Below are 26,971 nucleotides of genomic sequence, written 5' to 3' on the forward strand. Positions count from 1 at the left end.
CTAGCTGTGGAAGCAGCGATGCAGCCACGGATCGGTGGCAAGGGCGTGCTCGATGGCGGGCATGCAGTTGCGTGATGAGAGGATGGTGTAAAAGTCGGCCTTGATCGTGGGGGCGATGCGGGCGGCCTCCAGCCACTCGGAGCGGTCAAAACGATCTGACTCGATGGCCTGCCAGAATCCTGTGGCATCAAAAAGCCCGGCGATTGTTTCCGTGGCTCCCTGCCCCTGGATGATGCTCATCAGGTAGGAGGCCACGCCGACCTGCAAACCATGGAGGCGCGGACGCTGGCTGAGTCCATCGAGGGCATGGGAAATGAGGTGCTCACTGCCGCTGGCTGGGCGGGAAGATCCGCAGATGGCCATCGAGATGCCATTCAGCAACAGGGCGGAACCCAGGAGGCGCATGCCCTCGAGATCGTGCTTTGGCCGGCCGATGAATTGATAAACGCTGGCGTCGGAGAGCAGAGCGGCAAAATCGTCGACTGGCTCGCCCTTGGCATGAAAGGCGAGTTTCCAGTCCGCTACAGCGGTGAACTTTGCGACGAGGTCGCCGACGCCGGAGTGCCACAGGATCGCAGGGGCGCCGAGACATACCTCGGTGTCCAGGACGACACCCATCGGCATGCTGGAGGGGAAGGAACGGCGCTTGCCCTCCACTGTGAGACTGGACTGCGGGCTGCAGATGCCGTCGTTGGAGAGGGATGTCGGTACGGCGATGTAGGGCAGGCGGGAGAGAAACGCGACGTATTTCGCGACGTCGAGCGCCTTGCCTCCTCCGAATCCGATGATGGCATCCACACGCGATGGCAAGGTGACGGCAAACTCCGCAGCATCCTCAAAACTGGCCGACTCCACCGGGATCTGACTGACGATGGCGATACGATCGGCGACCAGAGACGTGGTGAGGACGTCGTGCAACGCCTCGACTATGTCTTTGCTGTAAAACAAGGCCACGCGGCGAAAGGCGTGCCGGGTGGCATAAATGCCGACGCGCTCGAGGGCGCCAGGCTTGACCCGGACGAGGGTGGGGATGGCGGTCTGTCGCTGGTTTAGCATAGGAGCGTGTCGCGGATGGTAGTCCAGGAGTCAAATCGGACAAATCCTTCCTTACGGGCAGTCAGTTCGTCGGCCAGCCAGCCGCGAGCGAAGCGACGCTCCTCCGGCACCAGCAGCGAGGGATTGATATCGGGTCTTCCATCCCCGGCAAATGCTACGCAGTCGCACCTCCGCAGTGCATCGCGGGTGATCTCGAGCTTGTTGACACCTGTGCCCGGATCGAGGAATGGCGATGCTGGAGGCAGGCTCATGATCAGCCCCCGGGCGGGATCAAATACACCGGGATTGCTGTATACCTGGATCGAAATACCTGCTTGGGCAAGAAGTCGCTCGATGTACCACGCACATCCTGCCGAGGCGACGAGCACCTCCCATCCCTGGCCCTGGAGTTCACGTATCGTAGCCGCAAAGTTGGGATCGACCTCCATCTGATCGACCAAACTCAGAAGCTCGGCTTCGCTGCATCGGATGCGAGAGAAAATCAGCGCAAGTGCTTGAAAATGGGTGATTTCTCCGGAGACATAACGCTCCCAGGGGTCTTCATCCTTGGGAATCGGCCAGCGGGCGCGCACAAGATCAAAAAAATCCTTCCGGGAGATCGTGCCGTCAAAGTCAGATACCAGGATGCCAGCCGGGCGTTGCATCCCGGCATCTTTGGGGAATTTGCTGGGACTCGCAAGCCGCAGTCAATATCTCGCCTGCCAAATCCTGCCAGTCTCGTAATTGTCGACTTTCCCGGTCTTTGTCTCGTGGGCCGCCGAAAAGCCCCCAGAAGCGAGATCGGCAGCAACAAACTCCCCTTTTCGGTTCTTTCGTCGGCATATCAAGGAATTGGGAAAAGTCAGGAGTGCAGGCACCTGCGGGCAGGGGAGTTGTTTATTGCATCAGGTTTTCTCAAAACCTAGATGTGGAGCATGTTGGAGACGGGTCCCCAGTATAAACGAGTCGCCAAATTGATAAAAAAGCGGATTCTTCACGGAGACTACTCCATCAAATCCATCCCCTCGGAGCGTCAAATCGCAAGAGAGCTGAATGTCAATTTCATGACGGTTCGCCGGGGTCTTCAATTGTTGGTGGACGACGGTTTGATTGAACGACGCCGGGGAAGGATGAGGGTCAGGGATGACGGAAAGGGAAGCCGGCGGATTGTAAGGGTTGCGTTGTTGGTCCCGATCCTCGCTTCCTCTCGGGTCGACGAATTGCGCGTAGCCACCGAGATTGCCGCCGAGAGTCGCGGTATATCCGTCCGGACCGTAATCTATGTTCACTGGGACGACCCGGTCTTGCTGGATGCGGTTCAGGGATTTGATGGTGCTTTTATCGTTCCTCCGGAGGAACCTGTTTCACCGGAGGTCCTGAAGGTTGTCCGAAACGCCTCCTTACGGGTGGTCGTGCTTGATCAAAACCTGAGCGGATTTGGGCTGCCTTCTATTCTTCAATTTCCGACCAATTGCGGACAGGTCGTGCTTGATCATCTGGCCTCGCTGGGGCGATCCCGCATCGCCTGCTTGAACACTCAACCGGAACATACTCCGGTCCTGGAGCGGATTGACCTTTGGCGCTACTGGATGGCGGCCCATGGCTTCCGGGGCAAACTCTACAACCGACCGGTAAAGTCCGGCGAGGTTACTTCGACGGCAGCATTACGCTACATGAAAGAAATCCTCGAAACCGGCATGGATGCCGACGCCATTTTTTGTATCACCGCCGCTGCGGCGGTGGGCGTCCTACGGGCTCTTGCCGATTCGCGTCGCAAGGTCGGGGCCGAGTTTCCGGTGGCGGCTTTTTCCGGGGAAGGAATCGCAGAGCTTTTGAACCCGACCCTGACCAGTCTGAAGTCCCCGGATATTGGTCCCTATCTGAAATGCTGTCTGGATTGGATGCTCGCTGGGGATGAACCTTGGGACGGTCCCTTGATCATGGCTCCGTCGGAAATCCCCTTGTTTTTTGGAGAGTCGACCGGCGGATCGGGGGGGTGATTTCGCCGCACGCGATGCGCTTCTCTGAACGGCGGGGTGAAACCAGGCGACAGGTAGATGGTTTTGGCCGCACAACTCTGCAGGAGAGTCGTTTGGATACGCTCTTTGCCTAATCTGCCGCTTTTCTTCCCGCGAGCCGGGGATGTGAAGATTTTTTCCGGATCGTCCTTCCGGATTTGGGGGCTGTCCCCACGCTTTCTCGCCAGACGATCCGGTAAGGGATTGTTTCACTAAGCAAGGGAGCGTCGCTTCCAGCCAGGCGTGTTTCCACGATGCGTATGGCCGCCGCAGCCAGTTCCAGATTGTTGGTTGCCGTATTGCAGAGCCCGGGGGTGGTGTATTTGGCCCGGGGGTCGCTGCCAAGACAACAAAGACTGAGATCGCGAGGAATACGGACCCCTGCATCATAGAAAGCCCGGAATGCAGGGATGGAACCCGCTGCACTTCCTGTCACGAGAGCAGTGAACGGAAGTCTATGGGGGCTCAGGCTTTCGAGGTAGTTGGTAAGAAACTCCTCTGATCTCTGGATGCTGTCTGTCCCGTATTGCGCGTGAACTTCCAGGATGGGAAAGCTTTTCAGGCCCAGCCACTGGCAGGTCTCCAGAAAGCGATCGACCCGTCGTTTTACCTCATGGAAAGGCGGTTCACAATTCAAGTAGGCAATGTGTCGATGGCCGTGCCTGGCGAGGACGGTGACAAACTCGCGGATCACGGGGAATTCGTCTCCAGTGACAAAATCAAGGCCCAGCTCCCCCGTATCTCGTCCGAGAATCACTACCGGGGTCCTGTTGTTGCTCAGGCGCCCAAGCAGTGGGGATCGGAAGGTAACCAGCTCCGGCGGGAGAATGAAGGCATCCGCGCTGATCTCTTCGTCTAGAAAGTGAACCTGTTTCGCGTCGAAACGGGCAACAATCAGTTTCCATCCTCGCTCAAGGCAAAGCGTTCGCAAGGACTGTTCATTTCTGTCGAGCAGAGGATTGATGTCATGAGGGCGACAGAAGCAGATGGTTGCTGCGCGTGACTCTGGGCTGGCAAAAACGCCGCTGCCGTTGCGCCGGGAAATGAGGTGCTCGTCCTCCAGAATCCGCAGCGCCGACATCACGGTGTGCTGACTGATTTGGAACCGTTTCATGAGCGAACGCACGGAGGGGAGTCGATTGCCGTTCGGGAGGGAACGAAGCCTTTCCTTCAGGATGTCAGCCAAGTGCTCGTACTTGGTCTGATGCTGGAGGGGATTGGTGCTCATAGAGCATGTCTATTTGCAGACGGACCCGCCTGTCGAGTCAACCGTATGGATACGCTTTGTATCTATAAAGAGCCAATATGTTTGACCGGTCGGTTGGTGGCATGACTATAAATCTCCCATGAAATCCCTCCGTCTCTTCCTAGTCATATTTGCGGCTTCCGTCGTCCTAAACGGTCATGGAGCCATGGTGCTTGTCGATTTCAGTACCTTAGTTTCCGGACCATTGAACAAGACGGATACCGGCACGGGATATATTTGGAATAGCGTTGCAGGAGCAAATTTCTCGTTTTCGAATCTGGTCGACTCCGGTGGGACGTCCACGAGTCTGAGTCTGTCCAGTTCCACTCCTGACAACTACAATGCGGTCGGAGCGCTGGTGACGGGTGCAAATTCAAGTCCCGGTCCTGCCTGGATTGGCAGTAATTGGATTTCCCAGGATAGTCTTTTTACGACCACTACCGTCACTTTGACGCTGGGCGGGCTTTCGGCTGGTCAGGTTTATAATTTTGAATTTTTCGGTGCCCGAGGCAACGCCGCTAACCCCGTGAATAATAATCGCACGGCGCTCTACACCGTAACTTCAGGCTCTTCCTCGGGGAGTGCAAATCTGAACACCTCCAACAACACAAACACGACGGTGAATTTCAATATTACAGCGGATGTCACCGGAAATGCCACGATCACCATGGCGCTGGGAACCGGGAATGACAGCGGGTTTGCGTATTTGAACGCGATGAAAGTCACTGCTGTTCCTGAGCCGGCATCCGTGGCTTTGGTCATCATCGGCGGAGGTCTGCTTCTCTGGGTCAGGCTGAGAAAGCGCTCCGGAGTTGATGCCGCCTCCGTGCTGCGATAGCCGGATCGAGATTTGGTCGGCGGATTTTACGGCTCTCGACCGAGTGGGGTCGTCTCCATTTTTTGAAAAGTGAGCCGTGCTCTGCCGGATGTACCTCCAGTCATGAAAAAAGCAGCTGCAAACTCCCTCCTCGCGATCGGACTTTTCGCCACCGTATTGGCAATCACCGGAAGTGTTCAGGCGAGTGATCCCATCGAGATACTGTTTGTTGGAAACAGTTTCACCCATGGCCATTCCGCACCGGCCCAATATTACAATAGAGACAAGGTTACGGATGCAAATGGCACCGGATTTGGGGGCGTGGCCGGCTTGTTCAAGCAGCTAACGTTGCAGGCGGGGTTGAACTATAATGTGACCCTGGAGGTCGAGGGCGGGCGGACTCTTCGGTGGCACTGCGAAAACAAAGCGGCGATCATCGGTCGGCCGGTCTGGGATGTTGTGGTCCTTCAGGAACTAAGCACCACCCCTCTTCCGGCAAACCGTGGCGGTAATCCTTCCCAATATGCGCAGAGCGTGGCGAAGCTCCAGAGTTTGATCCGGGCAAATAATCCCGCGGCGTCGATTTACCTGTACGAGACCTGGGCATCGCCTGCCTCGGTGATCAAGCAGGGATATACAAACTCCGGAGGGCTGCAGGCGATGCAGAATGACCTCCAGGCGGCCACCTATGATGTATATCACGATCTTGGTGTGACGGGGGTGGCTCGGGTCGGGGATGCATTCCTGAAGGCGGTAGACCAAGGGCTGGCGGATCCAGATCCTTCCAATGGAGTGGAGCCGGGGAAGATTAATTTCTGGGGTGAGGATGCCCGACATGCGGGTGCGTATGGGAGCTATCTTTCGGCTGTGGTGATCTTCGCAAAGATCACGGGAGTTGACCCACGGTCTCTGGATGTGGGCGAGGGTAGCGCGGCGCAGGGACTCGGACTCGATGTCTCGATGGCCCGCGAACTTAATCGCATCGCTTTTGAAATGACGACCCTTGCCGAGCCCGCTCGACAATCGCTCCCAAACTGATCGAGAATCATGCCCCGCTTTTTCAAAATCCAGTATCCCGTGAACACCCCATCACATAACATCCGGGGCAGATTTTTCCCTGCCCGTAGTGTCTTGTCCGCAGCAGCTTTATCCATGGTGCTATATACCGGCGTCGCATGGGCGGCCAGTGAGGTTTTGGAGGACTTTGAGTCGGGGCCACAGGTCAAGGTGGAGAACAATTCCCATCCCGACACCCAGTGTCTCGTGGTCGAAGATCCAGGGAAAACGGGCAATCACGTGATGAAGCTATCGTGGGCCGCTCACTCCGGAACGCATGTTGCAGGAAGCTTGTCGACCCCTGGTGCAGTGGTTTTTCGGGAACCCGGTATTTATGAGGTCACGGTCAAGGTGAACCTGGAGCAATGTCCACCGGAGTCCAGAAAAATGGCTTTGCGTGTGGTGGATGCCAGAAATGAAGCCTTTCAGTACTCCGTTCCCATCGAAAAGGCTGGCGAGCCCGGATGGACCGAGATGAAATGGACGATCAACACCAACGATCCCTTGCCCGGTGCCAGCAAATCCTGGGGTGATCGGGTCGACGGGGTGATGGATTTTCCGGTCAAGTTTTACGGTTTTGCCATGGGACTGAAGAATCGAAAAACCGAAGGGGGAACATTGCTTTTTGACGAAATCTCCGTGACGAGAATTTCCGATTAGCGTGCGGGAAAACTCCTTGGTCGTCGCTAAGCAGACATCTCTTGCGGGTCGGCGTCCAGGTTCCTTGCTACCAGACGAATGATCCTGTGTATTTTCGGGCGGCAAGATGGAGATATTCCCTATGGGCTTCTTTTCCTTCGGGCTGGCGCAGCCCAAAACTCCTTGCGGGGATCGATACAGCAAAGCTGACCGCGGCCCAATGAGACTCAAACATTGGTTGCTCATGGGATTGCTGCCTCTCGCGCTATCGATCGCCATGGCAGACGCGAATCCTCCGGGAATCGGTGCTGATATTTCCAGTGTTTTTGCTCGCGCCAAGCGAGGCGAGCCTCTCCGGTACGTTGCATTGGGTGGCTCCATCACCCAGGCGGGTGCGGGGTGGATCGGTCCGTGGCTCAGGCAGCAGTTTCCTCAAAGCGACATTACCTCCATCAACTCTGGCATGGCCGGGACAGGAAGTGCTCTAGGGATCTTTCGGGTGGAGCGGGATGTGATTTCCCATCAGCCGGACCTGGTTGCCATTGAGTACTGCGTTAATGATGGATATCTGAATGACGAGGATGCGATCCGGTATATGGAAAGCCTGATCGTACGGCTCAAACAATTGCCCAAGCCTCCGGCAATCCTGATCATCGAGGCTGCAGACAAAAATACGGTCAACCTTCAAAGACACCGAAAGGTTGCGCAACACTATGGCCTGTTGGAGGTGGATCTTCAAAAGTCTGTGAATGAGGCGTTGGCTGCCAAGGGGCGCGGCTGGGACGATTTCTTTTCCGATGCCGTGCATCCTAATGCAACGGGGCACGCCTTTTACGCCCGGGTTATCGAGCAAGCTCTTGAGCCTTTGCTCGCGGCGTCGCCCGGCGCCGTTCCGCCGCTGCCGCAGCCAATCAGTTCCAAGCCGCTACTGCTTGATGGAACGATGTCGGCCCTGGCTTTTCGAGTTGATGATGAAGGCTGGCACTATGAACCCTCTCCCCCTCAGGCGGCCCGGTTTTTCCGTGGGGTCCTCACGAGCGAGCTGCCGGGCGTGCATCTGCCTGTATCGTTTCGTGGGACCTGTGTCGGGCTCCTGTACGCAATGAACAAGGATCAGGGCGTGTTTTTTGCCAGTCTCAATGGAGGGTTGCCAAAGGTAATCAAAACCAACTCCCGGGATGGCTACGCCAGTACCATCCTCAGCAGCGACCTCTCTCCCGGTGAACACCGGCTTGATGTGGTGCTTCCTGTCGCAAGCGAGCCTCGGATGCGGTATAATGGGCCGGTGCGGCTAGGATATTTGCTGTTGGCAGGTACCGCCCCGCAGGCTGAGACAACAAAGCCAGACGATGGGCCTTTTCATCCAGAGATCCTTGCCTCGTTGAAGTTCATTCCGGTTCCTGCCAGTGACTGGGGCTGGACCGGCCCATTCCGGGCTGAGACGGGCGCATTTGATGCGCGTTCGATGATCTCGGCTTCTTTCCCGCCGGAATCCGCTGAACCTGGCGAGATCGAGTGGCGGGAGATTCCGTCTCAGGACGATCTCTGGGTCGATCTGGGAAAACTGCTTGGCACAGAACCCCCTGCTACGGTTTTTGCAAAAACCCAGCTCGAGGTCGCGAAGGAAGGCAAAGTCCTGCTGAGCCTCTCCGTGGATTATTTTGCCAAAGTGTGGGTCAACGGGCGTTTGGCTGAGACGATCGCCGGGCCTCATGGAGACGTGATCCTGATTCCTGCCACATTGCGTGCCGGGACCAATGACATCTTGCTAAAGCTCGGCTCAGGTAGTTCGGGATTCGGCTTCTCATTGGCCTGGAGTCGTCTTGCTGAGTGAGGAAATATTCGCAATCTTACGAAAGGCTGCGAACAAAACGAACCCGTCGGAGAAGGCTCCTTCACTTGGTACAAGGGGCTTGGTGAGAGCTGCTATTTCCCGGGATTTTCCCTTTTCTAAAATGGGATGCATCAACTGGCGACCGGGAGCGGCTGATGTGGGGTCACCATCTGCATGGCAGATCCCCTGCGCTTTTCTTGGGCTGAATTGGGGTAAGGGCGGAGGAGGACTGACTGCAAGCAAACGAGATGCCTGCGGTTCTCAGGGCTTCTGCGTCCAGGAAGGCGAGCGGCTGGTCGAACCCTGGATGCGGGCGTGCAGCTTGGCAAAGTCTTCCGGCATCTGCAGGGCGGCAGGTGGCGTGTTCTGAAAGCTAAAGTAAAACGTGGCCAAGCCGTTGTTGTATGCAACCGGCAACCGACTTTCCGTGTCGACCCACGCCTGTCGCAGGTTCCAGTCCTCAGAGTTTGAATAAAGATCTGGTGTCCCTGTGCGTGCAGGTTTTTCGTACAGCAGCGCCTTCCGTTTTTCAAAGACAGTTTCCTTCGCGGGATTGGCCTCTGTAACCCATGAAAACAGTGAGGCGTTGAGAAGCCCTACCAAACCGGGTATCAGTGTATTCGGAGAAAGGGCGATACGTCCGGTGACAGAATCCCTGACCATGGTGATTTTATCACGGCTCCACACTTCGGATATCTGCCCGTTGCTCCAGCTTATTTTATAGCACTCGGTCCCATCAAACGACGCGCAGTCCACGCGAGTGGCCTGGGGGCGTTGGGCGGCGGGTGTCTCATTTGTCTGAGAGTTCTCCCGGTAGGTGATATTGACAGTCCATGCCTTGTTGCCCTCAGGGAAGACGATACGGTCGTCAGCTTGGGCTGCTCCGACGACGAGCCACAGAAAGATGAGTGCAGCGGCTGGTTTATTCATAAACGGGTTCCAACTGTTGCCCGATGATTTCTCCGGTAACACGGTCAATGGCTACATGGAGCCAGTAGCGCTTTTCACCTTCCACGAGAAACTGGGAGAGGTTGGTCGCTTTTGGCCCCATCCGTCCGGATTGGGCGATTACGTCAATGAGAAGGTTCCAGGTTCGGGTGTCGGTGACTGCTGCGAGCGCGCGCATGGGGGTTTCGGCGTACGTTTTGTTGCCCCGGTCTTCCGTGCTCGACATAGCTGTCTGGATCGAGGCGCTGAGTTTCGTCGCGATGTCCCCGTTATTAAGCAGAGGGTCCGACCGGAGTTTGAGGGCTATCGCCGAGGCAAGGTTTTTAGCGAGAGAGTCCGGAATATTGTAGGCGGTTCCGGGATTGGCTGCATTTTTTCCCGCCCCTCGCAGTACCGCCTGGATTACCGTTTGGGGGGAGTTGTTCAGTTGCAGTCTGCCTGTAACAATTGAGGGTTCATCGGTCAGGCTGAACACATCCAGCAGCATGGAATCTCCGCTTTGTTCGGACCAAAAATCGAGAGTCTTGAAGGGTTCATCCCGGAATACATAACCCAACTCCCCAACGGAGCGGAACGGGCGGTCAAGGATCACCGGACGCCGCGGGGATGATACCCCTCCGGAAAATGTCTGCCGTCCATCTCCCGTGCTGTCCGTGCCGCGAAATCCATCGGCCGGGCGGATGATGCCATCCGGGCTGCTATATCGCGCCCGGGAGGTGGAGGTGTTGATCTGCCAGTCGCCTAGATAATATGGACTGCCGGCTCCATAGGTGAAGCCTGCAATACGGGGCAGGAACCACTTGACGCTGTGCGCTCCAGAAGAGGACGGCCAGATGGTCCGATTTGTGCTGAAGGTGGTCGCCGGGCTGCCCTGGCTTTGCGGCCAGTCTCCCGAGAGAGAGAACCTGTCGGTCCGGGCATCAGCGTGGTTGTAGAACAGCCTGGCAGCAGTGGAACCGACGATCTTGGTTTCGTCCGTGGCGGTGGAACTGACGCTGGCTGAGGAAATCCCCTGGAGTCGGAGCATTTGACTATAGGGGTGCCAGATTCCGGCCTCGTCCTGGAACTCAAGCACCACGCTGAATTCATTGGTCGGACGTGTGCGGCCAAATACTTGAAAATCGCTGTCAGTTTCGGATTTCGGAGTGAAGGGAACGGCACTCTCGCCAGAATAAATCGCAGCAAATGGGTTGGAGCGCCCGGTGCCGGTAACATGCGGGTACTCTCCGCTCGGCACATCGAAGAGACAGTCTGGGTCGGTTGCCGAAGTATCAACGATGCTGGTGGTAAGCGTGACCGGGTTGTTGACAAACGCAGAGCTGCTGCCTCCAGGATCTCCAAAATAGATGATGCCTTTTGACTGCTCGGTTCCTTCAAAATCCGAGGGGGTGCCCGTGTTGTAGGCCGCCTGCATGGTCGATCCGCTGCCGACATGGATCCATTGAAACCAGGTGGTCATCGCCAGGCCATACGTCCGCACCCGGAAACGAGCGGGGCGGGCGCCTGAGGATGTCGCGGGTAACTGATGGGGGTTCCAAAGCTCCGGCTGGAGCCAGGCTCCGAGTCTGCCTTTTATCCCGTTGGTGTAGCTGCCGGGAGAGGTGGCCATCACGATCTGGTGCAGGCGGTGAAGGTACGGCAGATTCTCAATCCCGGCGAATGTATTGACAACCTCGCCAGGGTTGAGGCCATCAAAAATGCGGCAGTAAATCATGGTCGGGTAGCTGTCGGCATCGGCCTGATCGATGATGCTGGCCCCAATCCGAAAGATCTGAGCGTCCTTGACAGCGCTGGATTGTTCAAAACCAAATCCCATTACTCCATTGTTTGCGAGACTTTGATCCGGACTGGCAGTGTCTTTTGGTCCCGGGTCTCTCCCGAGCGAGCCGCTGAGGATGCCGGCTTTCAGAAGCTCAAAGAAGTTGGGTTCCCGCCCTTCTGCGGCGACGACATCCAATGTCTTGATGGCGTGATCCGAAGGCATGGGATTGGCGAGTTCCACGTAGTTCCAGCGCTTGTTCGCATTATCCCAATTCAGGCCGAAGCTGGCGCGGATGGCGGCATCGGAGATGCCTGAGGCGTTTCCATTTCTGGTGATCCATGCAAGTTTTGCCAGGGAAAAGCGGCGTTGCAGCAGCGGGCTGCCTTTGGCGATGGGGTAGGTGAGACTGCCGCCGGCATCGTCGTAATGGGTGATCACGAGGTCCGATGGCGCCCTCACATTGGCGAGATTACGATTGGCTTTTCCTGCCATGTCGGCCTCGGCTCCGTAATTCACTGTGCTGCCCGCCGGTGTAGTAGGCCTGGCCGATGGTGCATTGGCTGATCTGCTAAATGTGCTCAGATACGGACTGGCCTCAGAAGCGGCTTTTTTACTCAGGAAATCCAACATGTCCTGGCGGCTCAATAGCGGGTTGTCACCCGCCCATTGCTGGAGAAATCCTTTGCGTGCGGATTGGGTAAGCAGGTTTGACCAAGGGGAAAAAAGTGTGCTGCCGCCTTGATTACGCCGACTTACAAATTGATCGATTACAGATTGTGAAAGCCCGGGAATGACACTCAAGTCCGCATAAGACACGTAAGACTTGCCAGCAGTCGCTCCGGGCTCGGCGGCTACGGCCGCCTGAGGCAGGCCGGCCACATTGATGTCCAGGAGTGAACCCTGGTCGTAAATCACATAGGCGTAGCGGCCGAGAACGGCATTGGCATTCGCGCCGCCTGGATCGGCCCAGAGGCTGCCAGAGGCAGCCTCGGTATCGCTGCAAACGCGCGTTCCTGACCGGGTGACATAGATCCAGTCCGGAGGTTTTGCCGAGAACGGCTGTGCTGGTTGAGCGCCAAAGAGTTGTGGTTTGTTCCAACGGGCCGGGGTGACCCTGCGTCGATTGGCCGAGACATTGGTCGTGGAAACGTCAGACGCTACCAGGGAGGGCAGTTTGGCGGTGTCGTACCCGGCCGGATAGTTTGCATTATAGCGGCTGACTTGAAGAAGCGATGGGGGGAGTTTGGCGCCCGTGCTGTCCACATCCGTGGAGAAGTCTGTTGCCGGAAAACCGAGGCGTGCAGGAACAGAGGTGGAATTTGTCAGAGCTGGGTAGATGCGGATGCCGTTTACGGTGTCGCTTGCGTTTGCACTCGAACCTGCATCAATCTCTTGCAGCAGCCCCGACACAATCTGCTGCATTGCACTTTGGGCGACTTCTTCAGCTTTGATGGCTTGCCCATAGTTGCTCATGGACTGTTTGTCCAATTGCACGGAGATGAGATATGACAAAAGCAGGGCGGCCAGGATGGTGATGATCGCCAGAGTGGTAACCAAAGCCGCGCCTTTGTTTCTAGCACGGTAAGTTCTGGCGCGAGGAGGGCGGGAAGAAGTCATCGGATGGTGGCAATGGGGAGGGCTACCTGGCGCTCGAAGGATTTGAGTCCCACCCTCAGGGGTTCCGGGAGGCTGGCGATGCCGGAGCCGGAGCGAATCAGATCATTCCAGTATGCTGCGTAGCTTTCATTAGGGTCGGGAGTCCCGGAAAATGCATCCATCAGCTCCGAAATCCTGCCCGTGTCTTTGGCAAGCTTCAGCGCAGTTGAGTCAATCACCAGCAACGACAAAACCAGAGATCGGGCGTTCGTTGTCGAGGAGGGATTGTCATAGTCGTATTGAAACAACTTGCTCAACGTTCCATCTGCCAAAACAAATTGTACCTCCAGTCGGAGCACCCCGTCGGTGAGGGCCTGGGAGGTTGCCTTATCCAGATCCGGCATGAGGCCATGCGTGCCGTAAGGCGGCGTACTTGTTGAATCGAAGGAATACCCATAGTCATACCGGATCAACTCCGGTGCCGTGGGCAAGCCGGTCATTTGATAAGCCACCAGGGCAAGCTTGCGTTCCTGGCCCGGACTGGAAACCCGTGTGAGAAAAGCCAGCGCAGGCTTCCCTCCAGTATCTACAAAAGAAGCCAGATCCCGCCGTAGCACGCTGGACTGGATGTCCCGGTCCATCAGCCCCAACACGGTTCGAGCTTGGGTGAAATTGTCTACCCTGGCCCTACCGGTGCTCCATGTCTTGGACGCCAGCGAGACCATCTGTGATAGCAAAAGCAAGATCACCGACAATACGGCCACCGCTACCAGCAATTCGATCAACGTAAAGCCCACGGTGCGCCGGGGCGATGCATCCCAGCTAGTCGTCTCCACATCTTGGGATGGAAGTGGAGTGAAGATGGAATTTCTCAGCTTTCGGGAAAACATCAGGATTATCGAGGGGGAATGCTGGCGAGCACTTCATAGTGTCCGGCCGCATTTGCCGGCGACGCTTGGGCGGGCCAGTGAAAATTAAGATATACCGAGAAATTCTTCCGACTCCCCACGGCCGGGGCGTCAACGCGATAGGTCAGGGCGTATCGAGCTTCAGCCGCCGAGGGAGCGATCAAGCCGTTCTGATCCAGATTGACGACTGTTTTCGCTATGCTTGAGCCAGGCTGCAATGCGGGGATTGGAAACTTTGCACCCAAATTGCTATCTGGTGTGTTCCTTCTCATCGCCAAAAGTTTCTGGCTCAAATGACTCACCTGCAGAATATCGGCTGATTCCTTCTCGGTTCGGATTCCCACAGCGAACAGCCCCATCAGGGCGACCAAACAAAATGAAGTGATTCCCAAAGCCAAAACAACTTCGGTCAAGCTGAATCCAGGGACCTTCCGAGGAGTATGCATTTTCTGGGGGAGTGTTACAAAGTGAAACGATAAAGATTACATAGTACCTACATCAATGTTTTTTTTAGGTAGATTTGCTCTGGGATTGGGTTTGGATATTTTAGCGAGGAGGTCAGAAATCCCAGAAACATCGGATTTTGTTCATTTCTTCGGTTGCAAACAGTTTCCTTTTGAAACATTGTTGTCGCAACTCCCCTTCTGATGTCTTGTCCCACAATCGCCAGCAAGGCCTTTTCGCTCGTTGAACTCCTCTGTGTCATTGCTGTCATTGCGATTTTGACCACCGTTTCGATTCCTGCACTCAGGGGCCGAGCCAATGATATGAACGCGGGGCTGCACGTGGCCGGTGGGGTGATGGAGTTTGCGAGGCAGTACGCCATAAGTCAAAACACGTATGTTTGGGTGGCCGTGCGCTCATCGACGTCCGGAGAGGATGGAAGAATCGCGGTGATTGCCTCAAAAGATGGGACGGATCTCTTGTCGTGGTCTTCGGCTTCCACAGATGTTGCTTCATCCACAGATCTCGAATTGGTCGGACCGGTCCGCACTCTTCCCAGAGTGCGGGTAGTAGACGCAGCCACGGCATCGATTCCGAGTATGCCAGCCGTTTCGGGCGCCGTTAAGATGGCGGAAGTCGACTTCCAGGTCGGCAGCGGGAGCGGATCGCAGAATTTCAATAGAGCGGTTCAGTTTACCCCCACAGGCGAGGCACGGGTAACGTCCGGAGTGGTTGATCGATACATCGATATGGCGCTTTTACCGCATCAGGCAGCGCTTACGGATCCTAATCAAGCGGTTATCCGGATTTTTGGCCTTACGGGGAAAAGCGTGGTTTATCGAAATTGAAACTTACTGGACGGTCGCGATCGCTCCATGCCATTCCGGACCAGGTGTGATTCCGTTGGGAAGGGATAACAGAAGGTTTTCTCCTATTCGTGGAATGAACATAGTCAGTGAACCCTGGGTTTCTGTTTAGGCCAGAGAACAAGGTCTTGCCGTGAAATCACAGTTCCGTGAAAGTCTCTATGGAGACGTGAAATGGAACGGTGGTGTGAGTGAAATCTAGTACTTTGCCAAAAGAAGCTAGTGCCTCAGATTTCGATCCAGCGTGCGGTATTGGATGGCTTCCATCACATGTGGAGGTTGGATGGTGGCGCTTCCGGCGAGGTCGGCGAAGGTGCGGGAGACCTTCTGAATGCGGTTGTAGGCGCGGGCGCTGAACTGGAGGTTGGTGCTGGCGTGGCGGAGGAGCTCCTGACCGGCGCTGTCGAGCCGGCAATGCTCCTGGAGCTGGCCGTGCGACATCTCGGCGTTCGTGCGCGTCTTGCGGGATGAGGCAAAACGCTCGCACGGGAGCGGATGCCGGAGGAAGTGTCGGCGCTTTCCGTGCTGCTGGCTTTTACCTTACGTCGGTCAGATTCGCGAGGAGATTGGAAATCAGCATCTGTGTGCGCGGGCTGGCTTGCGATAGATTGAGTAGTCTAAGGCGAGCGATGGCGGTTTCCTTCTCGGAGGGCGTCAGGTGTTTGCGGACACCCTCATAAGCGGCAGCAACAACATCGGGATCATTGCTGGACAAAGCCCACTCCATTTCTGGGGCCGTGGCATTGGATCGCTCCATGGCAAAGAGCATCATCTTACGGCCTCGGGGATGAGCGTTCTCCAACGCCTTGGGAAAAAGCGAGAAGGCGGGGGTGCCCAGGTTTCTGAGGTTACTGACCACATTTGCGGAGCTATTCTCGTCTCCCCAGTACGGTTGGGAAGCGGTGATGAGCTGTGCGGCGTATCCGTTGATCTTCTCAGAGATCTTTAACGAGGCGACAGAGTTTGAATCATCCGGAGGCACCCCGGCCCAATGGCGGATAGCTTCAGGAGGCGGCGTCTTGCCGGTGGTATGGCTGTGGAGTTCATTCAAATTACTTGCGACGTTCTCCAACGCGTATATCGCTGCAGAACGCAGCTTCTCCTGGGCAGGAATGATTGCGGCTATCTCAGATATCAGATCAAAACTCTCCGCGTTCGAGCAGAGGGAGCCCAGGGTCTCGAAATCAGCGGCTCCGGTTACACGGGTTTGACGGAGTTGATCGCGAATAAAGTGTTGGAGCGAGGGTGAAATGAGTTCGTCCGGCTGCTTAAGAAAGACAACGATAGGTTTCTTACCATCGAGAGAATATGATGCGTTTTCGGATAGGATTCCCTTCCACCAAGAGGTGACCTGCACAGTTTGTGCGGCATCATGGAAGCTGCTTGCCTTCGGGGCTTTTGAGATGCTGAAACACAGTCCGTTGGAATCACTTTCTTCAAACCTGATAGACCCAAGCGGATCGTAGCGGAACCTGATACAGCCATTGGAATCTGTGAGGAGAAACTTTCTGCCTTTCTTCACACGATCATGTTCGGCCGTCGCGAACAGGCCGATGCCCCTGGCCGGGGAACCGTCGGCTGCCAAGACCTGAACTGTACGCTCGACGGTGCAGGAATAGTGTTCAACCGTAATTGCTGCCGTCGCAAGGACAACGCCTGTCAGAATTGCGGCCGGTCGAGGGTGCCTGGGAAGTGCAAAGAGTCCTGCCAAAAGCAAGGCGAACCATGGCCAGCCAATCATCAAGGCAAATAACGCCCCCAACGCAGCCATATCCGGGCCGTTGTTTGCCGCGATAACAGCACCAACCCGATAGCTCATCAGGAGAGTGAAAGCCATCGTGGGAGTCCAGATGGACGCGGCCCACGCACGCTTCCGAAGCACGAAAGTCGCAATCAATGCTGCGGCAACCAAAATCATCAACGGAAAGTGAAATTGGTACGGCATGGATGATGATTAGTTCTTTAGTGCCATAGGTTGCGATCCAGGGTGCGGTATTGGATGGCCTCCATGACATGGGGCGGCTGGATGGTGGGGCTTCCGGCGAGGTCTGCGATGGTACGCGAGACTTTTAATATGCGGTCGTAGGCGCGGGCGCTGAGCTGGAGATTGGTCATGGCGTGGCGCAGGAGCTCCTGCCCGGCGCTGTCGAGTTTGCAATGCTCCTTGATCTGGCCGTGCGACATCTCGGCGTTCGTGCGCGTTTTGCGGGATGAGGCAAAACGCTCGCGCTGGATGCGGCGGGCCTCGATGACGCGGGATCGAATCGCTGCGGACGGCTCGGCGCTTTCGGTGCTGCTGAGATCCTTGTACTCCACGGCAGGGGCTTCGACATGGAGGTCGATGCGGTCGAGCAACGGGCCGGAGATGCGGTTGCGGTAGTTCTCGATCTCGCGCGGCGAGCACCGGCACTCGCGTTTCGGGTCTCCATAATAACCACATTTGCAGGGGTTCATCGCTGCGATGAGCATGAAGTTCGCCGGGAAGGTCACGCTGCCCGCTGCGCGGCTCACGGTCACCTGGCGATCTTCCAGGATCTGCCGCAGGGTTTCCAGCGTGGTGCGCTTGAACTCCGGCAGTTCATCGAGAAAGAGCACGCCGTGATGCGCTACGCTCACTTCGCCGGGCGAGGGATTGGCTGATCCGCCGACGAGGCCGACATCGGAAATGGTGGAGTGGGGGGAACGGAACGGCCTGCGGCCGACGAAGGGTGCGTCGTTTTTGAGCATCCCGGCCACGCTGTGAATCTTTGTGGTTTCGATGGCCTCCTCCAGCGTGAGCGGCGGCATGATGGTGGCGATGCGCTTCGAGAGCATCGACTTCCCGCTGCCCGGAGGTCCGATCAGCAGCAAAGCGTGGTTGCCGCTCACAGCCACCTCGATGGCGCGTTTGACATGATGCTGCCCCTTGACCTCGGAGAAATCGACTTCGTCGCGAGCCATGGACTCAAACAGCGCCTCGACATTCTCGGTCACGGGCGACAGTTCGGCCTTGCGGGTGAGAAACTCGTAGGTCTCGCGGAGGTTAGTCACGCCATAAACCTCGATGCCCTCGACCATGGCCGCTTCGCGCGCATTGGCGAGAGGAAGCACGACGGCCTTGTGCCCGCGATTGCGCGCTTCCAGTACCATCGACAGCGCACCCTTGACGGGACGGACTTCGCCGGTCAGCGCCAGCTCCCCGGCGACGAGGCAGCGGGCGAAGCGAGGCACATCCTCATCCAACGCCGCCGCGATCATGCCGAGCGCGATGGGCAGGTCAAAACTGGGGCCTTCCTTTTTAATGTCGGCGGGAGCGAGATTGATCGTGGTGCGCTCGCGCGGCCAGCGGTAGCCGCTATTCGAAATGGCCGTCGTGACGCGATCCTTGCTCTCCTTCACGGCGACATCCGGAAGCCCTACGACCACAATTTGCGGAGCGCCAGGGCCGGTGTTGACCTCGACTTCGACTTCAACAGCGTCGACGCCCTGAATGGCGGCGGAAAAGACTCGGGTCAGCATCCCGTGAAATTACATGATTCCCCTGCGGCATGTCGAATCTCGCTTCCGGAACAATTTGGGGAGGCAAGATTGGGAGTTTTTGCTGAGAGCGATCGACTGAGAGCATCATCGGCTCGTTAGCCTCGCAATAGCCGCCGTACACCCGGCGAGTCGGGAAGAATATGTGCCTCGTCGATTTGCTCGTCTGAGCGGAAGGTGACGCCTTCCGCCAGAAGCATCTGTTTTTTACGCAGGAGCACCTTGCCGAAATCCTGGCCTCCGAAGCCGCCCAGGAGTCCTCCGGCGGCCACGACCCGGTGGCAAGGCACATCGTCGTACGGGCAAAGGCGCATTGCCTGCCCGACGGCTCGCGGAGAGCGACAGTCGATCGCGCTTGCCACCACGGCATAGCTGGCCACCTTGCCGGTAGGAATACGTCGCACGGTCGCATAGACGCGTTCCTGGAATTCGGTCGGTCCTTTCGATCTCATTGCCAAACCGATGCAGAGTAATTCAAGCGCTCTACGGAGGACAACACATCAGCGCTCCGGACTTCCTGCCCGGTGTTGGTGATTACGCACTAAGGGTTCACTGCCCGCGCGGACTGGTTCTTTGACAGCCCGGCGCGAAGTTCCTTTTCCCGGGTGGTCGGCACAGGCGCCGGACTCGTGTCATCCTTGACGGAACCGACCTCGACGTTCCAGCCATGCCACTCGCGGAAGGCGTGGTAGGCCCAGTCCCAGCCGTATTCCTCGAAAATCTCGATGCAGTCGCGGAGATAGCAGGCGGCGCTATCGCCGGGCGCCCAGCGAATGGCGCTGAATTCTCCGACGAAGATCGGCACGTTGTAGTCCTTTTGAAACTCGCGGACGGGGGCGAGGATTTCGCGCAGCTTCTCCTTGTTCCACAGGACGCCCCGGATCATGCCGGGATACTCCACGCCCACCGGGTAGCCATCGAGCACGCCCTGATGGGTGAAGGCCAGCGGGTCGTACATGTGGATGCTATAGACTATTCCCGGTACAGCGATTGGTTCAAAGAAGGGAAGATTGCCCCAGCCGCCGTACGGGCCGGGTTCGACGATGATGGCGCGGTGCGGGTCGATTTCCCGAACGCGGTGGGCGGTCAGATCGGCGAGGGAATGCCAGTCGAGCAGCCCGGGTGCAACGGAACCCTCCGCCGGTTCGTTAAGCAGGTCATATCCCCAGATCGCGGGCTTGTCCTTGTAATGGCGGGCGAGCTTTTCCCAGACCTCGAGGAATTTCTTCTGATACTCCGCTTTTTGAAAGATCGCCGACTGCCGGGATTCCGTCGCTCCCGGCGGAGTGTGGAGGTCGATGAGGACGCGGATGCCGAGCTGCTCGCAGAGCGGGAGCATGCGATCCACTTCCGCCATGGTGGCTTCCAGCCATTGGTCATACAGCGCGAGGTCCAGTCGCTTTTCCGGGAAAGTGCCATCGTACCAGTAGAATTGCCACCGGATGAGATTGGCTCCCCACTCGGCCAGCTTGCGGATGTCCTCCTCGCGGCCTTGGGGGCCATACATCACTCCACGCAGCCGGGGCAGGTCCGTCCGGCGGTCGAGCTTTTCCGGGGGAAGGAGGGCGGGCGGCGAAGCTGGTCGCGAGCGAAGCTTCCCCAGGACCAAGAGCGAGACGTCATCAAACCACGCCTTTCCGCTTGCATCCTGGATGCCCAGCATCAGGGTCGCCTCCGTCACGTCTGCCGGGATGGTCGTGATGAGTCCGCAGGACTTCCAGTTGAATGTCCCGTAAAGATCCATCAGGCCTTGATAATCCGTGCCGCCGGGAGCCACGGTTTTCAGCATGACCTTGACGCCGTTCCACGGTTCGCGTGGCCTCGTGACATTCTCGCCCCTCACATGGGCGGAAAGCGCGATCCGCCGACCCCGGACGCTCTCGGCCGACAGCGGGATATGGACAAACCGGCTGCCTTGATCGGGCAAGGTGACCAAGAGCGATTTGGCTCCAAAGCCCTCGGGAACAAGCGTCGCATTGCCCGATCCCTCGCTCTTCCAATCGGGTGACAGGACTCCATTTTCAAAATCCACGCTCACTACGGGTTGGCTGCGGGAGGAGTCGGTCTCCCCTTGGGCCAGAGGAGTGGCGAGCAGAAGGAGTGCGATGAACAACGCGATCGGGGGCATATTGCGACCATGGCGGAAAGCTAGGCTTGGAACAAGCGGAGGAAGTGCGCCAGGGCAACGTGCGTCTGCACGCTCTCGGAATAAAAATTCATTCAAAACTTGACGTTTTTTAAAAGACGACTACTTTGATCGTATATTAACGGTGGAATAGCCAAGTGGTAAGGCACAGCTCTGCAAAAGCTGCAAACGCAGGTTCGATTCCCGCTTCCACCTCCCTACCTTTTGCCATCATGACGAAGTCACTCCACAGCCCGGCCATATCGGCATTGCGCCGGGCTGTGGGTGTCCTGATGGCGGAGAGGTGTTGTCGCTGAGCACGCTTTGGTTTTCCGGAGGGAAAGGGGTTCTCGCCGGGGTTTTGCTCAAGTCGACACACTATGCAGTTTTTTACACACACATCATTATCCACACTGAGCAGCGGCAGGCTGCGGATCGCGGCATTTCCGGGCTTTGCGCCCTTTTCCTGGAGAGAAGGCGACCGGGCGTACGGGCGGGATATTGCTTTTCTCACCCTTTTCGCCTCGCTTCACGGACTGGAGCCGGTGGTGGAGTTTCACGATTTTTACCGACTCTGGGAGTTGCCGGGCAGGCAGGCGGCGGATGTCGCTGCGAGCGGCATTTCGATGCGACCGGCCTGCAATGACGGCGTCACGTGGTCGCGTCCCTACAGCGAGGTGAGGCGGACTCTTTTGGTCCGGGCTGCTGATACAGAGGTGATTCGCGGCATCCGGGATGTGACGAGAATGTCTGCCGTCCCCGGGTCTGCCGCGGATTGGCATGCCCGGAGATTTCTCCCCAGGAAAGCTGAACTCTCATTTATCGCGAATCTCGAGGAGGGAATCGAGGATCTCGTTCTCGGCAATACCGATGCGGTAGGGACTGGCAGCCTCAGCGCCCATCATCATATCGCAAAGCATCCCGGGCTGGCCGCAGTCGACGTGCATGGAGAGCTGCCACCGGAACTGATTTCCTTTGTGGCGAGAACGCCTGTGCTCGCGGCCCTTGATGACTTTATCGCTCATCATGGAGCCTGCTACTGAGATATGCTGACGGCCCCCGCGCGCCATTCGACCGTCAACAAAACTCAGAAATGAACCTCCAGCGTTTATTCTGCCCAGGGGCGAGGTTTGAAGCGCGAGCGTGAACGAGCGACAAATACGACAAAGGCGCCTGCGATCACGAGGAGGGTGACGGTCGATGGTTCAGGAACCATGGCGATGCCTGTGATGGTTTGCTCCTCGGTCAGATCGGCGAAGATCGTGTAGCTTGCGGTGCTGCTTCCCGGTTGGTGAGAGAGGATTTCATTGTCCCAGTTTGAACGGTTATTGCCGATGTAGAGCGTGCCGTCTGCGTCAACCCCGAGGCCGTAGGATTGATACACGCGGCGGTTCAATGCGACAGAAACGACATCGTCGGCGACCTGGTAGACCGCTTTGTAGCTTCCGACGTAAAGAGTACCATCGGGAGCAAAGGCGACATCTCCCGCCGAGTCGACCGAGGCATAAACGGTATGTGATCCATCGGCGGGATCGAAGCGATAGACCGCACCAGCGAAGGTGTCGCCGGAGTAGATGTACCCGTCGTGACCGATGGCCAGGTTGGACAAAGACTGGCCCTGGAGCGTCCAGGTATCAATGAGCTGTCCCGATGCATCATATTTATAGATGCCATAGTAAAAGCCGACGGCGCCCACGGAATAAACATTGCCGAGGGCATCGACGGTGACGCCGTATCCATAAGAGTCACTCGGTTTGGTGGCGAATACTGTGCCATTGCCGGAGGGATCGATCTTGAGGATGTACTGGCTATCGTTGACGTAGACGTTGCCTGCCGAGTCGATGGCGATGCCGCGGGGATCATAGAGTTCAAACGCCCGGTCCCAGGTGATATTCCAAACCGACGAGGTGCCGTCGTTGAAAACCTTGAGAATGTTGCTGGGTGTCCCCACCATGTTGTTGGACGAGGCATAAAAGAGCAGTGAAGCATGCCCTGCGGCCGGAAAGACGATCCCGGCCAGCATTATCAGGGTGAGGAGGATTGTACGGACTTGTCCCATCCGCACAAAATACCGCCTCACGGCATTGTGAATACTCCCCTAAATAGAGGGGGACTGGCTGCGACCGACCGGGAAGGGTGGGTTTACGGGAGAGAGTCGCGGGACGAGCCGCCGAGCCACAGAGCCAGGAGGCTGGCGCGGCTCTTGACTCCGTAGCGGTTGTAAATCGTCATCACGTACTTGTGGGTGGTGGGCGTCTTCTGGCCCATGGCATCAGCGATCTCTTTTTCACTCCGCCCATCCAGGAGGAGCGAGAGTATGCGCTGCTCCGCCGGGCTGAAGAGCTTGTCGCCAGCCAGCAGCCCATTGCCCAGCAGGAGACGGCGATGCAGCGCGGGTACGCTGCGGGCGGCGAATCCGGCGAGGCTGGTTTCCTCGCGCGTAAAGATCCTCTTGGGCGACTTTCCTTTACGCCTGTAGCGGTCGATCATGAAAAAAGACTCGCATCGTTCAGTGACCGGCAATCCGATGGTCATTCGGTCCAGGATGCCGGGAATCTGAAAATACAGCTTGTAGTGCGTTGTCTTGCGAAAGGCGTCGAAGTCGATCCACTCACCACTGCGCAGGCTGTGTGCCCGGAACGTTCCTGTTTCCGCCAGGGATGCGCGCCCGGTCATTCCCACATGGTCGATTTTGTTTGCATGCGAGCGGAGGTGAAATGTCGGCGTGAGCTTTCCGTAGTGCTCGGGCTTGTAGTATCGGTTCAGGATCTCTTGGTATGACGGCGGTTCCGGGCGAAGCGGCAGCCTTACCCTCAACCGCCAGCCGAAGAAGGGGTCCTCCTCTGCGGTTGCCGTGTCCTGCACCCGTGCGGCGGCAACCCAGATCGCATTATCTGCATCGACCTCGCGGACGATCCACTCCATTAAGTCGCGCAGCGCGCTTTCCGTGGCCGAGGCAGGGCTCAGGGATATCCGCGTCCATAGATCGGCGAGCGACTGAACCCTTTCGGACGAAAGCGAAATATGGCTGGGAGGTGTTGGCGGGTTCATCTGCGGATGGGGGATGCGGGACCATAGCCCGTGACCGACCGAGGAAAAGATAAAGCTCTGACAGGAGCGCAAAAAAAACTGTGTTGACACAAATAACGACTAGAAATATCGTCATTATGTATGAGCAAGATCTTAAGTGAAGTTCTCGATGCCAATGCCGTCTATGCCGAATCCTTCGGAGACAAAGCCAATCTTGCCCTTCCCCCTGCGCGGCAATTTGCCATCCTTACGTGCATGGACGCCCGGCTTGACCCTGCAAAATACGCGGGATTGAGCGAGGGTGATGCTCATGTGATTCGCAATGCGGGCGGACGTGCGAGTGATGATGCGATCCGCTCGCTGGTTATTTCTCATAAACTGCTCGGGACCCAGGAGTGGTTTGTCATTCATCACACGGATTGCGGCATGGCATTGTTTACCGACGATATCATTCGCGGGCTGCTAAGGAAGAGTCTGGACACCGCCGAGATCGGTGCCGAGGGTTGGAAAGATGTGGGCCACGGGCCTGGGGCCACCGAAGGCGATTTCATTGACTGGCTGACTTTCCCGGATGAAACGTCCAGCGTGATCGTGGACGTGGCGCGGGTGCGCAATCATCCGCTCGTGCCGAGCTACATCCCGATCCATGGCTATGTCTACGACGTCAAGTCGGGCAGGCTGATCGAGGTGCCTGAGGCTACGAAAATCGGCGCTGCTTCTCCGTAGGCTGGCTCTCGTTCGTTGCAGGACAAGGCAAAACAAGACTCGCCAATGCCGCGACCGTAGCGCCGGAGGTTGACGAGTATAGGGCGGTCTTGCGAAAACGGCGGGCATGGCCGTGATCGTCCAGAGAGGAACGTCGGTGCGAGTGCTCATCAAGGCGCTCGCCTTTTCCGCCGCATCGAACGCGGCGGTGCTGTTCGTTTTCTGGTACGGGAAGTTTTTCTGGCCCGAGGGCCTGCCAGCCTGGGCGCATCACATCTTCTGGCTGGCCAGCGGAGTGAATCTGGCGGGGGTGCTTTTGCTGGGAATCCGTTATGCCCCGGTGATTCTGCTCGATGCCATCCCGGTGTGTTTGCTTCTCGGTGCTGCGTGGGAAACATCCCTCGTCGGTGCTGCGATCAACATGATCGAGGCGGCGGTGGCGGCCGGGGCGATCCGGGCCATTCATGGCGGGAATGTCACTCTCCGTCTGAACCAGCTGAAGCCGACTGCGACGCTTCTGGGAGTGTCGCTCATTGGCTCGTGGGTGACCGCCCTGCTGTTTCCTGTCTACCTGATCCTGCGCGGGCAAATGCCCGCGGCCGAAATTTGGAACGCGCTCGGCAATTGGAATCTCGCCAATGCCGCAGGCATGCTCCTCATCGCGCCGCTGGTATGGTCGCTCTATCGTCGGACCTGGAACTGGCGTGGAGCGAGCGGAGAGTTTGCCTGCACGCTTGCCTCGATGTTAGCGCTGAGCCTCACGGCTTTTGGCGCGGCCTTTAGCGGGTTGGGAATCAATTTCACCTTCCTGGTATTTCCTCCGGTGATTTATGCGGCGGTGCGCTTTGGGTGGGCAGAAGTCAGCGCCGTGCTGGGCATGATGGTTGCGATGATCTACGTGACCCTCGGCTGGAATGCTCACGTCCTCAAACCGGAAGAGCTGGTGGCCGCGATCTGGTTTGTCCAGGCATTCAGCTGGGGACTTGCCGCGACGGGGTTCCTGATCTCCGCTTTGACGACACAGCGGCGCGAGGTGGAGCGCCATGCCATGATCGAGCGCGAGCGTGCGCTGCAGGCTTCACTCTATGCGGAGCGGATGCGGCTCGCCGCACTCCGCTACCAGATCAATCCCCATTTCATCTTCAATGCGCTCAACTCCGTGCGTGCCGCGCTCCCTTTGACCGAGGCCGTCGCGCGGGATATGCTGACCGATCTCTCCGGCTATCTGCGCTCCACGCTCGCGGCCGATGAGGTCGAGATGGTGACGCTGTCGGAGGAGGTGCGCAGTGTGCAGGAGTATCTCCGCATCGAGCAGCATCGATTCGGAGCGCGTTTACAGACTCGGGTGGAAATCGATCCTGACGCTGTCGGGAAGAAAGTGCCGGTGTTTATCCTCCAGCCATTGGTGGAAAATTCCATCCGTCACGGATTGGAGAAAATGAAAGGCGTGTGCGAGATTACGGTCATGGCGCATGTCGCGGAATCCAACCTGGTGCTGGAGGTGCAAAACTCTGGCCTATGGAACCCTGAACCGGATGGCGGGCGGGGCATAGGGTTGCAGAACGTCCGGCATCGGCTTGCTCTGGTCTATTCTGGCCGGGCTTCGCTGACGATCGAGACCGGGGAGGGGCGTGTGGGAGTCAAGATGATCATTCCCTCATGAAGGCGCTGATCGTCGATGATGAGGCTCCCGCCCGCCTCGAGATTCGAAAACTGCTCTCGCTTTTTCCCGAGGTTGAGGTGGTCGGGGATGCTCCCGATGTGGATGCTGCTCTGGAATTGACTGCTCGCCACCGCCCGGAGATATGCTTCCTCGACATCCAACTGGCAGGTGAATCGGGCTTCGACTACGTGGCGCAGGTGGGGGGGGACGGCCCGCGTATCGTTTTTATCACAGCGCATGACCGCTACGCCGTGAGGGGATTTGAATGCAACGCCATGGATTACCTGCTCAAGCCGGTGCGCGCCGAGCGCCTCGCCGAGACCCTTCGGCGTCTGCCTGCTCCCGCGCCAGCTCCGGCGAAGGAGCACGACCTCGTTTTTCTCAAGGGAGCCTCCACTGCTCGATTTGTTCCGTGGAGCGAAGTCCGCAGGATCGAAAGCAAAGGCAACTATTCCTCCGTCCATCTGGTCGATGGATCATCCCTTATGATGTTGCGCACCTTGAAGCAATGGGCGGACCTCGCGCCGACCGGTCACTTCCTTCAGATTCATCGCAGCATCCTGATTCGTCCAGGAGATATCAGGGAACTGCGATTGGCCGATGGTCGGCAACGTGAGTTGATCCTCCTCGACGGAGCGTGTGTTCCTGTGGGTCGGACCTTCTGGTCGGCAGTCCAAAGAATCTCGGGAATGAAATAGGTTGCGCGGGCATTCGTCAGCGATTTTGAGCGATTCGTCCCAAAATCGTTGTTTTGAGGGAGCAG

The 26,971-nt window shown here is 57.5% G+C and carries 23 protein-coding genes, 1 tRNA gene and 1 pseudogene; 11 read left to right on the top strand and 14 right to left on the bottom strand.

The genetic code is table 11. The annotated features are described in order from the left end of the window. Complete coding sequence (locus TSACC_RS20310; protein ID WP_075081273.1) at positions 1 to 1,056, bottom strand: iron-containing alcohol dehydrogenase family protein; 1,056 nt, start codon at positions 1,054 to 1,056, stop codon at positions 1 to 3. Further along, entirely contained in the window at positions 1,050 to 1,700 is a 651-nt protein-coding gene (locus TSACC_RS20315) for an HAD-IB family phosphatase (RefSeq protein ID WP_075081274.1), read from the bottom strand. The genes TSACC_RS20310 and TSACC_RS20315 overlap by 7 nt, the downstream gene beginning before the upstream one ends. A gap of 270 nt (positions 1,701 to 1,970) precedes the next feature. Between TSACC_RS20315 and TSACC_RS20320 the strand changes: the two genes are divergently transcribed. Continuing rightward, on the top strand, positions 1,971 to 3,035 hold the full coding sequence (locus TSACC_RS20320; RefSeq protein ID WP_169809727.1) for a substrate-binding domain-containing protein: 1,065 nt from the start codon (positions 1,971 to 1,973) through the stop codon (positions 3,033 to 3,035). 109 nt (positions 3,036 to 3,144) lie between these two features. Here TSACC_RS20320 and TSACC_RS20325 read toward each other — a convergent pair whose 3' ends face one another. Beyond that, a complete protein-coding gene (locus tag TSACC_RS20325; protein WP_075081276.1) occupies positions 3,145 to 4,281 on the bottom strand; it encodes a GntR family transcriptional regulator in 1,137 nt (378 codons plus the stop codon). Between the two features lie 118 nt (positions 4,282 to 4,399). On the opposite strand from TSACC_RS20325, the gene TSACC_RS20330 reads away from it, so the two are divergent. The 4 genes from TSACC_RS20330 to TSACC_RS20345 all read left to right on the top strand — a co-directional run bounded on the left by TSACC_RS20330 (position 4,400) and on the right by TSACC_RS20345 (position 8,645). Next, entirely contained in the window at positions 4,400 to 5,137 is a 738-nt protein-coding gene (locus tag TSACC_RS20330; protein ID WP_075081277.1) for a PEP-CTERM sorting domain-containing protein, read from the top strand. A 102-nt stretch (positions 5,138 to 5,239) separates the two neighbouring features. Next, positions 5,240 to 6,154 carry a DUF4886 domain-containing protein gene (locus TSACC_RS20335; RefSeq protein ID WP_075081278.1) on the top strand — a complete coding sequence of 305 codons (915 nt, stop codon included), beginning with the start codon at positions 5,240 to 5,242 and terminating at the stop codon, positions 6,152 to 6,154. A 114-nt stretch (positions 6,155 to 6,268) separates the two neighbouring features. Then, positions 6,269 to 6,832 (top strand): hypothetical protein, encoded by a 564-nt coding sequence (locus tag TSACC_RS20340; RefSeq protein ID WP_075081279.1) that lies wholly within the window; start codon positions 6,269 to 6,271, stop codon positions 6,830 to 6,832. A gap of 121 nt (positions 6,833 to 6,953) precedes the next feature. After that, positions 6,954 to 8,645 (top strand): SGNH/GDSL hydrolase family protein, encoded by a 1,692-nt coding sequence (locus TSACC_RS20345; RefSeq protein ID WP_075081280.1) that lies wholly within the window; start codon positions 6,954 to 6,956, stop codon positions 8,643 to 8,645. 261 nt (positions 8,646 to 8,906) lie between these two features. On the opposite strand, the gene TSACC_RS20350 is transcribed toward TSACC_RS20345, so the two are convergent. Genes TSACC_RS20350 through TSACC_RS20365 form a run of 4 tightly spaced genes read right to left on the bottom strand, consistent with a single transcriptional unit; the run spans position 8,907 to position 14,272 of the window. Then, on the bottom strand, positions 8,907 to 9,575 hold the full coding sequence (locus tag TSACC_RS20350; protein WP_075081281.1) for a hypothetical protein: 669 nt from the start codon (positions 9,573 to 9,575) through the stop codon (positions 8,907 to 8,909). Beyond that, on the bottom strand, positions 9,568 to 12,912 hold the full coding sequence (locus TSACC_RS20355; protein WP_075081282.1) for a hypothetical protein: 3,345 nt from the start codon (positions 12,910 to 12,912) through the stop codon (positions 9,568 to 9,570). The genes TSACC_RS20350 and TSACC_RS20355 overlap by 8 nt, the downstream gene beginning before the upstream one ends. A 56-nt stretch (positions 12,913 to 12,968) precedes the next feature. Continuing rightward, complete coding sequence (locus TSACC_RS20360) at positions 12,969 to 13,841, bottom strand: PulJ/GspJ family protein (RefSeq protein WP_084400718.1); 873 nt, start codon at positions 13,839 to 13,841, stop codon at positions 12,969 to 12,971. A gap of 5 nt (positions 13,842 to 13,846) precedes the next feature. Beyond that, the gene (locus TSACC_RS20365) at positions 13,847 to 14,272 is read right to left on the bottom strand and encodes a hypothetical protein (protein WP_075081284.1); all 426 of its coding nucleotides are present in this window, start codon (positions 14,270 to 14,272) and stop codon (positions 13,847 to 13,849) included. Between the two features lie 234 nt (positions 14,273 to 14,506). Between TSACC_RS20365 and TSACC_RS22830 the strand changes: the two genes are divergently transcribed. Continuing rightward, on the top strand, positions 14,507 to 15,151 hold the full coding sequence (locus tag TSACC_RS22830; RefSeq protein ID WP_075081285.1) for a pilus assembly FimT family protein: 645 nt from the start codon (positions 14,507 to 14,509) through the stop codon (positions 15,149 to 15,151). 237 nt (positions 15,152 to 15,388) lie between these two features. On the opposite strand, the pseudogene TSACC_RS20375 reads toward TSACC_RS22830, so the two are convergent. The 5 genes and pseudogenes from TSACC_RS20375 to TSACC_RS20395 form a co-directional block, all read right to left on the bottom strand. Further along, positions 15,389 to 15,634 (bottom strand): annotated as a pseudogene (locus TSACC_RS20375) (magnesium chelatase subunit ChlI family protein); the annotation flags it as partial. 70 nt (positions 15,635 to 15,704) lie between these two features. After that, positions 15,705 to 17,114, bottom strand: coding sequence for a hypothetical protein (locus tag TSACC_RS20380; RefSeq protein ID WP_075081287.1), 1,410 nt, complete (start codon positions 17,112 to 17,114; stop codon positions 15,705 to 15,707). A gap of 17 nt (positions 17,115 to 17,131) precedes the next feature. Then, complete coding sequence (locus TSACC_RS20385) at positions 17,132 to 18,667, bottom strand: YifB family Mg chelatase-like AAA ATPase (RefSeq protein ID WP_075081288.1); 1,536 nt, start codon at positions 18,665 to 18,667, stop codon at positions 17,132 to 17,134. 116 nt (positions 18,668 to 18,783) lie between these two features. Continuing rightward, complete coding sequence (locus TSACC_RS20390) at positions 18,784 to 19,137, bottom strand: MGMT family protein (protein WP_075081289.1); 354 nt, start codon at positions 19,135 to 19,137, stop codon at positions 18,784 to 18,786. A gap of 89 nt (positions 19,138 to 19,226) precedes the next feature. Continuing rightward, complete coding sequence (locus tag TSACC_RS20395) at positions 19,227 to 20,813, bottom strand: glycoside hydrolase family 5 protein (protein ID WP_084400719.1); 1,587 nt, start codon at positions 20,811 to 20,813, stop codon at positions 19,227 to 19,229. 141 nt (positions 20,814 to 20,954) lie between these two features. On the opposite strand from TSACC_RS20395, the gene TSACC_RS20400 reads away from it, so the two are divergent. Both TSACC_RS20400 and TSACC_RS20405 read left to right on the top strand, forming a co-directional pair. Continuing rightward, positions 20,955 to 21,026 (top strand) — tRNA-Cys (locus tag TSACC_RS20400). Between the two features lie 164 nt (positions 21,027 to 21,190). Continuing rightward, on the top strand, positions 21,191 to 21,853 hold the full coding sequence (locus TSACC_RS20405; RefSeq protein WP_075081291.1) for a substrate-binding periplasmic protein: 663 nt from the start codon (positions 21,191 to 21,193) through the stop codon (positions 21,851 to 21,853). A 65-nt stretch (positions 21,854 to 21,918) separates the two neighbouring features. Here TSACC_RS20405 and TSACC_RS20410 read toward each other — a convergent pair whose 3' ends face one another. Continuing rightward, positions 21,919 to 22,869 (bottom strand): Vgb family protein, encoded by a 951-nt coding sequence (locus tag TSACC_RS20410; protein ID WP_153811558.1) that lies wholly within the window; start codon positions 22,867 to 22,869, stop codon positions 21,919 to 21,921. 83 nt (positions 22,870 to 22,952) lie between these two features. Further along, on the bottom strand, positions 22,953 to 23,951 hold the full coding sequence (locus TSACC_RS20415) for a helix-turn-helix transcriptional regulator (RefSeq protein WP_169809728.1): 999 nt from the start codon (positions 23,949 to 23,951) through the stop codon (positions 22,953 to 22,955). 30 nt (positions 23,952 to 23,981) lie between these two features. Here TSACC_RS20415 and TSACC_RS20420 point away from each other — a divergent pair, with 30 nt between their 5' ends. The 3 genes from TSACC_RS20420 to TSACC_RS20430 all read left to right on the top strand — a co-directional run bounded on the left by TSACC_RS20420 (position 23,982) and on the right by TSACC_RS20430 (position 26,906). Continuing rightward, the gene (locus TSACC_RS20420; RefSeq protein WP_075081294.1) at positions 23,982 to 24,566 is read left to right on the top strand and encodes a beta-class carbonic anhydrase; all 585 of its coding nucleotides are present in this window, start codon (positions 23,982 to 23,984) and stop codon (positions 24,564 to 24,566) included. Positions 24,567 to 24,672: 106 nt separating this feature from the next. After that, positions 24,673 to 26,208: a sensor histidine kinase gene (locus tag TSACC_RS20425; protein ID WP_075081295.1), complete on the top strand. Its 1,536-nt coding sequence runs from the start codon at positions 24,673 to 24,675 to the stop codon at positions 26,206 to 26,208. Beyond that, positions 26,205 to 26,906 carry a LytR/AlgR family response regulator transcription factor gene (locus TSACC_RS20430; RefSeq protein WP_075081296.1) on the top strand — a complete coding sequence of 234 codons (702 nt, stop codon included), beginning with the start codon at positions 26,205 to 26,207 and terminating at the stop codon, positions 26,904 to 26,906. Before TSACC_RS20425 ends, TSACC_RS20430 begins: the two co-directional genes overlap by 4 nt. Positions 26,907 to 26,971: the final 65 nt, after the last annotated feature.

It is taken from the genome of Terrimicrobium sacchariphilum (assembly GCF_001613545.1).
Classification (GTDB): domain Bacteria; phylum Verrucomicrobiota; class Verrucomicrobiia; order Chthoniobacterales; family Terrimicrobiaceae; genus Terrimicrobium; species Terrimicrobium sacchariphilum.

What these genes read in the sequence shown, in the direction of transcription:
- TSACC_RS20425 (WP_075081295.1), top strand. Translation starts at nt 24,673, where the DNA reads ATGGCCGTGATCGTCCAGAGAGGAACGTCGGTGCGAGTGCTCATCAAG.
- TSACC_RS20320 (WP_169809727.1), top strand. Translation starts at nt 1,971, where the DNA reads ATGTTGGAGACGGGTCCCCAGTATAAACGAGTCGCCAAATTGATAAAA.
- TSACC_RS20360 (WP_084400718.1), bottom strand. Translation starts at nt 13,841, where the DNA reads ATGTTTTCCCGAAAGCTGAGAAATTCCATCTTCACTCCACTTCCATCC.
- TSACC_RS20405 (WP_075081291.1), top strand. Translation starts at nt 21,191, where the DNA reads ATGCAGTTTTTTACACACACATCATTATCCACACTGAGCAGCGGCAGG.
- TSACC_RS20390 (WP_075081289.1), bottom strand. Translation starts at nt 19,137, where the DNA reads ATGAGATCGAAAGGACCGACCGAATTCCAGGAACGCGTCTATGCGACC.
- TSACC_RS20385 (WP_075081288.1), bottom strand. Translation starts at nt 18,667, where the DNA reads ATGCTGACCCGAGTCTTTTCCGCCGCCATTCAGGGCGTCGACGCTGTT.
- TSACC_RS20350 (WP_075081281.1), bottom strand. Translation starts at nt 9,575, where the DNA reads ATGAATAAACCAGCCGCTGCACTCATCTTTCTGTGGCTCGTCGTCGGA.
- TSACC_RS20420 (WP_075081294.1), top strand. Translation starts at nt 23,982, where the DNA reads ATGAGCAAGATCTTAAGTGAAGTTCTCGATGCCAATGCCGTCTATGCC.
- TSACC_RS22830 (WP_075081285.1), top strand. Translation starts at nt 14,507, where the DNA reads ATGTCTTGTCCCACAATCGCCAGCAAGGCCTTTTCGCTCGTTGAACTC.
- TSACC_RS20430 (WP_075081296.1), top strand. Translation starts at nt 26,205, where the DNA reads ATGAAGGCGCTGATCGTCGATGATGAGGCTCCCGCCCGCCTCGAGATT.
- TSACC_RS20310 (WP_075081273.1), bottom strand. Translation starts at nt 1,056, where the DNA reads ATGCTAAACCAGCGACAGACCGCCATCCCCACCCTCGTCCGGGTCAAG.
- TSACC_RS20395 (WP_084400719.1), bottom strand. Translation starts at nt 20,813, where the DNA reads ATGCCCCCGATCGCGTTGTTCATCGCACTCCTTCTGCTCGCCACTCCT.
- TSACC_RS20315 (WP_075081274.1), bottom strand. Translation starts at nt 1,700, where the DNA reads ATGCAACGCCCGGCTGGCATCCTGGTATCTGACTTTGACGGCACGATC.
- TSACC_RS20325 (WP_075081276.1), bottom strand. Translation starts at nt 4,281, where the DNA reads ATGAGCACCAATCCCCTCCAGCATCAGACCAAGTACGAGCACTTGGCT.
- TSACC_RS20335 (WP_075081278.1), top strand. Translation starts at nt 5,240, where the DNA reads ATGAAAAAAGCAGCTGCAAACTCCCTCCTCGCGATCGGACTTTTCGCC.
- TSACC_RS20330 (WP_075081277.1), top strand. Translation starts at nt 4,400, where the DNA reads ATGAAATCCCTCCGTCTCTTCCTAGTCATATTTGCGGCTTCCGTCGTC.
- TSACC_RS20380 (WP_075081287.1), bottom strand. Translation starts at nt 17,114, where the DNA reads ATGCCGTACCAATTTCACTTTCCGTTGATGATTTTGGTTGCCGCAGCA.
- TSACC_RS20410 (WP_153811558.1), bottom strand. Translation starts at nt 22,869, where the DNA reads ATGGGACAAGTCCGTACAATCCTCCTCACCCTGATAATGCTGGCCGGG.
- TSACC_RS20345 (WP_075081280.1), top strand. Translation starts at nt 6,954, where the DNA reads ATGGGCTTCTTTTCCTTCGGGCTGGCGCAGCCCAAAACTCCTTGCGGG.
- TSACC_RS20340 (WP_075081279.1), top strand. Translation starts at nt 6,269, where the DNA reads ATGGTGCTATATACCGGCGTCGCATGGGCGGCCAGTGAGGTTTTGGAG.